The following is a 9,296-nucleotide window of genomic DNA, read 5'->3' on the forward strand; positions in this document are numbered from 1 at the left end:
GGCTTCAATTAATTTGTTACCTTATTAATCGCACTGCTTACTTCCACGCTGATGGCTAATCTTTACGTGGGTGAGATTCGCACTCACTGGTTCTTACGCACTTATCTTGGCGCACCATAAATTATTCCTATTTTTAAATACAATTAATATAAAAACTTCAGCTAGGCATGACATTATAAATTTTACATAAAATTATACTTTATAAGTATATAGTTTTACGAAATTTGTCAAGCGATCATTATTTAATTTCTAAAAAATAAAAATGATACAGATTATAATTATAAAAGTTGTTTAAATTTTAAAAAAACGAAGCGCTGGAATATTTAGTAAAAAATTAAAAATAGAGGCAAATAAAGATAATATTTTTATTTTCTTTACATCACTTCTCGTTACTTTTATTACATTTTCTGGAGTCATCTTATTTTCAGATTCTTCAAATTTTTTTAAAGTAGCAAGAGCTAGAAGTAGAGGAAATATACAAAAAAATCGAATTCTAAAATTTATTCGAGGAATAGATTTTAAGTATTCTAAAGAAATTTGTATATCTTGGTATGCAAGATGAATGATTTCATTGATAGCTAATTTCGCTTTAGGTCTAAGATTATCTATTAATAATGTATCATGAGTAATTCCATATTTTAATAGAATTTCTGACGGAATATAAATTGAGTTTTCTCCTTTTGCATCCCATGCAATATCTTTTAAAATATTTATAGTTTGTAAAGCTTCTCCAAAAATAACAGAATTTTTAAGCATTATTTGATAAGATTTATCATTAATAAAGCTACCATACTCTTTCCATAATTCAGTTAAAATACACCCTACCGTTCCGGCTACATAATAACAATACTCTTTGTATTCATTTAAGGAGACGATTCTTATCCCGTTTGGATATCTTGTAACAAACAAAGCCATACCATTTGACATTTCTGTTACCCATTTTTTTAATATTTTTTGAGTGTTTGCTGAAAGACTATAATAAATTTGAAATACTTTATTCGTATTTCTAACAAGGTCAATGTGATACTTATCACCTGTTAATTCATCTGCAATGCTATTATAATAATTTGCTTTTTTTACATCTGAAAAACAATCAATAAATCTATTTAAATATTGTTTCTTTAAGTTTAAATCTAAGTATCTATCATCTTCAACTGTATCTATTATTCTGCATAATAAATATCCAACTAATACCGATTTTTGCAAATCACCTTTTAAAAATTCAATGCCTATTGCAAATGATCTTGAAACATTTGGCAAGATAGTTTTGCAGTATTTTAAAGAATCAATATCACTAAAATTATAAATTTCATTCTCTTTTTTTAAAGATTCCATTCAAGATTTCTTTCTCAATCTTTGGGGTAAGGAATTTGTATAAATGTATTACAAGATAAATCATTCCCTAATATTTCTCGAAATGGTGGTTTATCTATACCATTACCTGGCCACGTTATTTCAATTTTATCTATAATAGGTACATTAGCACCTAAACCAAAATGAGCAACCGGCTCCATTTGACATAAATATCCACTGCCAGAACAAATATATTTAGTCTGAGATTTTCCATTTTTTAAATGCAGTCTTACTTTAGCACCTAAAGCAGGAAAACCTTTTGTTGTTAATGGCTGAACTCTAAACCAATAATTTTTATTATCTACACCTAAAAATAATTTATTTTCATTCGGAAAATGATCTCCAACAGAAATAAATATATCTAAAAATCCATTTCCTGTTAAATCACCAATAGCCGCACCAGTTCCATTTAAGTATTTACCTGAAAGTGGTCCAATATCTAATTCTTCCCATTCCCTGCTACCTAAATAACGAAACATTCTATTTCTATTTTTATTCGTATTTATAAAAATTTCTTCATTACCATCATTATCAAAATCGGCAACAATAACGCTACGAATACTTCTAGGCTCAACAAAAAATGCAGGTGATAAATTTTCAAATTCACCTTCTTTAGTTTGAATAAATATGGAGTTTTTACTTTCCCATGTACCAACAACAATATCAGCAAGACCATTTCCATCAAAATCCGCTACAGCAATACCTCTAGAATGATTTATATAATCAGTTAAAGTATAATCTGAGGCAACTTCTTTATATTCACCAGATTCTAATTTTGTGAATAAGGCATTGGGATCATTTTCATTCCCTACAAAAATATCAAGTGCATTTTTATTTATAATATATTGAGCAACAACACTACGGCCACCTGCAAATTGACGTAAGCCAAGTGTTTTTGAAAGTTCTTCAATTTTATTATCTTCATTATTATAATTATAAAATAAGCTAGGTGCTTTATAATTTACTACATAAAAAGAATGCTTTCCTTCGCCATTATAATCAACAGCAGCAACACTTCTTCCTGAGTAAGGATTACTCATTTGAGATTTTTTTCCTAAATAGTCTTTAAATACAAGCTTTTCATTCAATGAGTTTCCTCTTACAAATATACTATCGTAATGAGTTTTCATTCCAGATATGGTATCCGAATGCATCATATAGACAGCAGGTATTCCATTTCCTAAAAAATCTCCAACACATAAACTAATTGTAGATAACTTTGCGGCTTTAAAGTTTTCTGGAGCTATATTCGTAAATGTTTGTGTTTTTTCATTATATTTATATATAATATTAGACCCATGCGCATTTGCGATTAAAATTTCAGGTTCATTATCACCGTCAATATCAAAAATAGTTACTCCATAATATTGAGAAGGTAAGTTTCCCTCTAATGCGTAAGTTGAATCTTGAAATAATATTTTATTTTTTTTAGCCTTTATTGCCATTCAAATTCCATAAAACTAAAAGGTTACGATAAGTAGTATCAAGGTCATTATGAAACCTCTTCTCCTTTACCGTAACGTGAGAAAAAGAGTAACTGTTTTTATTGAAATCCGTTTATTTTTAAAGACCTAGGGATTAGGTACTTCCTCTTCTAAATGAGTAAGCATGGCAGATTGCTCTTCTTTAAGAGCCTTAATAGAAGCGATAAAAAGAGCGAAACAGACAGGTCCCAAAACAGCTCCTGCAACTCCAAACTGAGACATTCCGCCTACAATTGCTAAAAATATCCAAAAGAAATTTAAATCCGCGCCCCCTTTCATAAGAAAAGGTCTCATGACATTATCCACCAAGCTAACTAAGCCAGCACAAATTAAGATACCAATTGAGGCACCTAAACGACCTTGGCTAAAGTAGCACCAAGCCGCAGCACCAATCATCACAGGAGCTGTGCCTATCACGGGAATAAAAGAAGCGAAAAAAGCAATAATCCCCATTAAAGCAAATCTTGGAATTCCAAATAAAGCGAGCGATGATGTTATTAAAAAAGCTTGAATACAAGAAACAAGAACATTTGCGACAATTAAAGCCTTTAATACCGATGATATCGTTTTAGAAATGATTTCTCTTTCTTTTTCCCATGGAATAAGGATTGGTAAAAAATAATTCCGATATTTTTTTCCATGAACCATAAAAAAGATCCAAGTTAGAATAAAAACAGAAAATTTAATCATAAAAGCAGGAGTTGCCGTTAAAGCAGAACCGACTCCAGAAGCTAAAAATGTAACAATTTTTTTAAGGATATCTGTAGCTTTAACAATTATTTCTTCAGCAGAATAATGTATAGAAAACTTGTCTAAATAAACACTTATATTACTTGAAGCATGTTGAATTGCCTCAGGGTTTTTTAATTCACTATCCAAAGTATTTATTAATGTAACTGACTCCTGAATTCCTGTTGTAACTAATGTTAAAACAGGTCCAATAATAGCTGTAAGTGTTAAAATCACTAAAATAATGCTCAAAAACCATTTCCAAGTTTCTTTTTTAAACTTAAATAATTGAAATAATTTTTCTAAAACAGATTCATATAAAAATGCAAATGAAATGCCAAAAACAAATGGCAATAAAAAAGGATAGACAACAAAAAAACATAGAAAAACAATTATTAGAAAAAAAATTTTTGTCCTATTAAAATAAGAAAGCACAACAACCTCCATTTTAAAGTTGCCGTGCTTTTCCAATATAAACTATTTAATTGGTTTACATTCGACTAGATGCAAGATGTTTTGCACCTGCAGCTCTTAAAACATCAACGATCTCTTCTTTGAAGGAAAGACCGCTTGTTTTAAGTTCGGCAATCATTTTTTCAATGTTACGTTCTGCTTCAATATAATCAAGAGCAACCTTAAATATTTGATCTGGATGCATTGATTCAAGCCAATTTAATCCTTCACGATAAATAACGTGACTTGCCATATGAGCACTTAAAATTGCAATTTTATGAGCCCTTGGAAGTCTATTTAAAATTCGATCTTTATACTTTTCAACTAAAATTGATGGACAGTGTTTTAATAATACAAAAGTATATTTACTTGCAGAAAGATCTTCGTCTGAAAGATCATTTAATTTGTCTAATAAAATATCTTTAGCTTGATTTATTTCAGCAGAAATTTCATAACTTAATTTAACGAGATCTGTTTCATTTTTATTTTTAAGCCATTCACGGAATAATAATTTAGCTTCTTGATCTGCATTTCTACGGATAATATCTAAAACTTGTTTAACGTAAATATCTTTAATTTCTGAAAACTCTTCAGGTAAAATTGTTAGACAAGCAATAATTTCATATGAAGAACAACTAACCCCTGCTTTATTAGCAGAACTATCTTTAATAACAACCACACCACTATCAACTATTTTTTGACGAGCTTCTTTAGTAAAAAAGATATTTGCACCTTCAACTATAGCTAATGAACTTGGTCTTCCATTAGGTAACAAGTATTTATCCCAGTTACTTTCTTTTACTGTATATGGACGACCACCTGCTGGAATAAAAATTTCAGCTTCTGCCGTTGCGTATAAACCATCTCTTGTTTTGATATTTTCTTTTGAATTTGCAGAAATAACATAAGCTTTACTATCGCCGCTTAATTTATTTGGATTAAATTCAACAATGGATTTAGATTCTTTAAATAAACGAATAAGTTCGCCCCAATTTAATCCTTTTGGATCATAGGCAGCCCCAAATCCGTCACCAATGGCAACAACACGACAGCGTTCACCATATTCGCGATAAAGAATGTTTAATTCATTTCCAGCAACGTCCCCGTCTGGACCACCCGTCATTTTCACACGGAAATTAGAATTTTGTAGTCCAAGGTATTTTAAAACATTATCTACGTAAACGTTAACACCTTCAGAGGTAACACCATAAGTTTTATGATTGATTCCAAAATCAGGTTTAGAGGACATAAAAGCGTAAGCATATTTGTATTTTCGATGAAGAGCGTGTTGTATAATCCAAACAATTAAATCATCTGTAAGATTTTCATCTGGTCCTAAATAAATGATTTCGTCTTTATCGTAATAATCAATAATGCCATCAGCCAATGCACCCGTTTTAGGATCGGTTACGATAAGATCAAGCAATCCAGAAATAGCTGCTTTTACAGCTTCATTTTTATCTGCTCCAGGACGCACAACCATAACACATTTACTTCCGCCCTCTGGAATATCTTTATTTTTTAATTGCTGCGCAGATGCAAGACCATTTACTTCATCAAAAATGCCAGCAAAAGCATTTTCATAATCACCAGAATTACGTGGCATAACCACTCTCATGCCACCCCTGGAAATATCGCGATATCTTACTTGGAACGCTCTAAAGTTACGTCCAATCATATAAAAAATTCCAAAAGGAGTTTCTGGATAAAATTGTTTATCCAAAATAGAAGGATCTACTCTAAATGTTAACCCACCCTTAGAAATTAAAAAATAATTTGTTTTTAAAATATGAGAAAGGAAGTTTAGCCCCTCTTTTAAGATATTTTTTTCAACAACATCATTCATTTCTGCATATAACATTTGTATTTGTTCGAAATTAAAGCTTGCTTCTTTTTTACGATCGCCTTCAAACCTAGGATCAAATCGAGCTCTAAAATAGCGAATACAATATTCCATATAATTAAAATTATTTGCTATTACTTTAGAAACACGATCCGTTGAATAATAATAGGGATTTTGTTTGGTTAGAAAAATATGAACCCAATTTGCTAAGGCTCTTACTAGGTTCGTTTCATTCAAACTAAATGGACTATCACCAAGCAATAAATTCGAAAATTCATCACCATGATCTACATAGGATAAAGTTTTTAAACTCTTAAGAACCTTGCCCCAGGATTTCATGTTATCAGTAATAATTTCGCCCGTTGGGCTTGCTGAAATAAGATGTAAAACAGTGAATTTCTGATTATTTGACATTAGTATTTCATTTGCCAATAGTCGTCTTACTTGAAAATTATAGCGGTTAAAAATACCGATAATATTCTCCATAGCAGCAGTTACTGGAAAGTGTTTAAGACAGATATCAACCCTAACGCGAGTATCTTTTGTTTGTTCATCAACAATGGTCGTTAAATTTACATAAGAATTCTCATTATCAATGCAATAATTTACAGCTTCAAAGGCAATTGCCATTTGTTTTGTAGTAGCTACTTCTACATAATCTTTATCAAGCGATTGAACAAAGGAATCTACCATATAGGAAGATTTATTGGAGAGAAGTTTACGAAGTGAAGCTAATTTTGCTTGAGATGTTTTTTCTTCCCATGCTTTTTCTGTATTATATGGAGCTTGATAAATTTCACAAAGTCCAATTTTTTTATCTAAAGAATTAAATAAACGAGCTACTTTGGCATGATGACGAGATAAGACAGGAGCGATTCTTATAGAAGCTGTTGAATGTTCACCCGCCGCAATAAAAGTAACAGTTTGAGTAGAGGCACAAACCCTCTCAGCAATTTGTTTTTCGCTTAGAACCTTGCCAGAAACGATTTCTAAAATATCGTCCATGATCGCTTTTTGTGAAGTAGACCATAAATAGAGGGGCGGCATTTGAGATAAAAACCATGGAACAGTGGTTTCCAGTTCTTTGGATATATCATATAAAATACCGCTTGAAGCATTAGAACAAGCTTTCGTATCCGTTATTCCAGCAAAAAATTTCTCTATGTTTGCTGGTTTTAAAGAGTCAGAAGGCTCTATTTCAGAATCAAGCAATTCAACTTCACTTAACCACTTTTGACTATGAATTTTTGGCAAGGTCATGACTTACTCCACATCGTTTAATTAATAAGAACGAAAGCGTATTTTAGTGCTCGTTCATCAAACTTAAAGTGTAACTAACACATCAAAAGCGGGTTGCAAATTTGTTTCGGGGTTTTATCGGAACTGAAAATGTAAAAGGGAAGAGATGATACACGTAATATAGATATTAAAAATTATAAATAGTTGAAAATCATAAATATTGTTAAATTTTCATATTCAGCAAAACAAGTAAGAATAGATTGATAAAACAACAATATATTAATATTATTAATATTATTAATATAACTTAGATTACCCATAATTTAATCTATTTTTAATAATCAGAAAGAATTATAATCCACTTTCCATATTCAATATTTAAATATGATTATGAAATACAATTATTTAGTTGTGAAAATTCTATTAAAATTTATATCCAATAAAATTCCTAAAGAAAAATAATACAATATAATATCAATTAGATACATAACTATATTAGTATATCAAGTATTTTGATTATGGCACTCTAAAAAGTTTTTTTTTAATTAAAAGAGATTATATTCATATTTTTCTAAATTTTTTTATTTTCATAAAATCTCGACATTCAAAATTAAATAAATAATTCATCAAATTTTAATATAGTATATGTTAACTTATATGAGTTTTAAAATATAAAATATTCGTGAATTAATATTGGAAATTTAGCATGGGATTTTTAGAAGATTTAAATGAAAAATATATATTAAATAAATATTTCTGTTCAAAAATTTACACTTTTAATCAGGAAAATTATGTTAACAAGTTTAAAGACCGATTAAATAACAATTTCTCTTCTGGATTATGCCTAGGATTTACCTATTTATTTGCTAAATTTTTATCAAATAAATATATAAAAAATAATAATATATCAGAATTTATTTCTTATTTAGAAACACCAGATTTTATTCATTTTCTAGAAGTTGTAATGTCTATCCAAAATAAATATATAAATGTAAAAAAATTAAAAAACTATCCAGAAAGAAAACAAGAAATAGAATTAAAAAGAAATCTTAGAAAACTTATTTTTGTTCAAAGTAACAAAAAAGAATTTAAATCAAAATTCGAAGAAATAGTTCAAAAATATATTAATAATTCTGACGTAACAAAAGAATCATCACCAATAGAAGTTGAATTTATAAATAAACTAAAAAATAGTCCTAAAAAAAACATTAGAGATAAATATGAAATTGATACAAATTTAATATCTTTTAGTCAACAAATTCAAGAATTAAATAAAAGAAAATTAAATGATTTCAAGCAAATCAATAAAGAAAATATCTTAAATTATCTACCTTCAAATACAGATGAAGAAAAAATAGAAAGACTATCATTATATTTAAGTATGGATATAAATTTTCTTAAAAATAATTTTTATCATATTCATTTTAGCAAAATTTACCTCATTTTTGAAAAAATTGAATTTTATCCCGATTTATTAGAAGAATCAAAAATTTTAAACAACGACAATTTTATTTTTAGGACAATTGCATTGCCAACAAAATATGGGGGTCATTCCATCTGTTTTGCATTAACAAAAAAGGGAATTTATTTTTTTCCGATTCTTAGAATAAAATATTTTTCAGAATTCTTATCCTATTTTATTTTAAATAAATATAAATTTAATCAGAACGAATATATTATTAGTAACTCATTTATATTAAATAAATAAACTAAATCAATATTTTTCTATTCCTATAAATAAATTGACTTAAATAATTCTAATATGCTAAAATAAAGCAGTTCAAGTCTTTTGTATATTTTAAAATAAAATGGACTATCATTATGAGTATTGATAAAATAAGAGAAGGTATAGATTTTTATTTTAACGATAAGGGGCTCATGGTATTTACAAAAGAATACCATTTAAAAAGAGGATATTGTTGTAAAAGTGGATGTTTAAATTGTCCTTATGGATTTATAAAAGAGAATAAAAATTTTAAATTAGAAAAGAAAAATGAAACCAAGCTTAAAAAATATTAAATATATTTTATTATTCATTTTCGTTTAGGCTAATTTTTTCAAAGGCGTATTCATAAATTTTGTAAGCAATATCAATTCCTATAAAGGTACCAAAGGCAGTTCCAATTTGACTTCCCCATAATGGTTCTAAAAAAGCGTGATAATCAAGCAAAGAACCTAAAGCATTTATAGTTACA

6 protein-coding genes are annotated in these 9,296 nt (G+C 28.6%); 2 read left to right on the forward strand and 4 right to left on the reverse strand.

Features of this window, described 5'->3' with window-relative positions; translation table 11 throughout:
• Nucleotides 1-291 precede the first annotated feature (291 nt).
• The 4 genes from ACIQ56_RS10725 to ACIQ56_RS10740 all read right to left on the reverse strand — a co-directional run bounded on the left by ACIQ56_RS10725 (nucleotide 292) and on the right by ACIQ56_RS10740 (nucleotide 7,122).
• Entirely contained in the window at nucleotides 292-1,335 is a 1,044-nt protein-coding gene (locus ACIQ56_RS10725; RefSeq protein WP_397601053.1) for a squalene/phytoene synthase family protein, read from the reverse strand.
• Nucleotides 1,336-1,349: 14 nt separating this feature from the next.
• A complete protein-coding gene (locus tag ACIQ56_RS10730) occupies nucleotides 1,350-2,798 on the reverse strand; it encodes a CRTAC1 family protein (RefSeq protein ID WP_397601054.1) in 1,449 nt (482 codons plus the stop codon).
• Nucleotides 2,799-2,924: 126 nt separating this feature from the next.
• Nucleotides 2,925-4,001, reverse strand: a complete 1,077-nt coding sequence (locus ACIQ56_RS10735; protein ID WP_397601055.1) for an AI-2E family transporter — start codon at nucleotides 3,999-4,001, stop codon at nucleotides 2,925-2,927.
• 55 nt (nucleotides 4,002-4,056) lie between these two features.
• Nucleotides 4,057-7,122: an NAD-glutamate dehydrogenase domain-containing protein gene (locus ACIQ56_RS10740; RefSeq protein WP_397601056.1), complete on the reverse strand. Its 3,066-nt coding sequence runs from the start codon at nucleotides 7,120-7,122 to the stop codon at nucleotides 4,057-4,059.
• Nucleotides 7,123-7,807: 685 nt separating this feature from the next.
• On the opposite strand from ACIQ56_RS10740, the gene ACIQ56_RS10745 reads away from it, so the two are divergent.
• Complete coding sequence (locus ACIQ56_RS10745) at nucleotides 7,808-8,809, forward strand: hypothetical protein (RefSeq protein ID WP_397601057.1); 1,002 nt, start codon at nucleotides 7,808-7,810, stop codon at nucleotides 8,807-8,809.
• Between the two features lie 113 nt (nucleotides 8,810-8,922).
• The gene (locus ACIQ56_RS10750; protein WP_397601058.1) at nucleotides 8,923-9,120 is read left to right on the forward strand and encodes a DUF5522 domain-containing protein; all 198 of its coding nucleotides are present in this window, start codon (nucleotides 8,923-8,925) and stop codon (nucleotides 9,118-9,120) included.
• Nucleotides 9,121-9,296 lie beyond the last annotated feature (176 nt).

The organism is Silvanigrella sp. (genome assembly GCF_044369315.1).
In the GTDB taxonomy this organism is placed as follows: Bacteria; Bdellovibrionota_B; Oligoflexia; order Silvanigrellales; family Silvanigrellaceae; genus Silvanigrella.

What these genes read in the sequence shown, in the direction of transcription:
- ACIQ56_RS10725 (WP_397601053.1), bottom strand. Translation starts at nt 1,335, where the DNA reads ATGGAATCTTTAAAAAAAGAGAATGAAATTTATAATTTTAGTGATATT.
- ACIQ56_RS10730 (WP_397601054.1), bottom strand. Translation starts at nt 2,798, where the DNA reads ATGGCAATAAAGGCTAAAAAAAATAAAATATTATTTCAAGATTCAACT.
- ACIQ56_RS10740 (WP_397601056.1), bottom strand. Translation starts at nt 7,122, where the DNA reads ATGACCTTGCCAAAAATTCATAGTCAAAAGTGGTTAAGTGAAGTTGAA.
- ACIQ56_RS10745 (WP_397601057.1), top strand. Translation starts at nt 7,808, where the DNA reads ATGGGATTTTTAGAAGATTTAAATGAAAAATATATATTAAATAAATAT.
- ACIQ56_RS10750 (WP_397601058.1), top strand. Translation starts at nt 8,923, where the DNA reads ATGAGTATTGATAAAATAAGAGAAGGTATAGATTTTTATTTTAACGAT.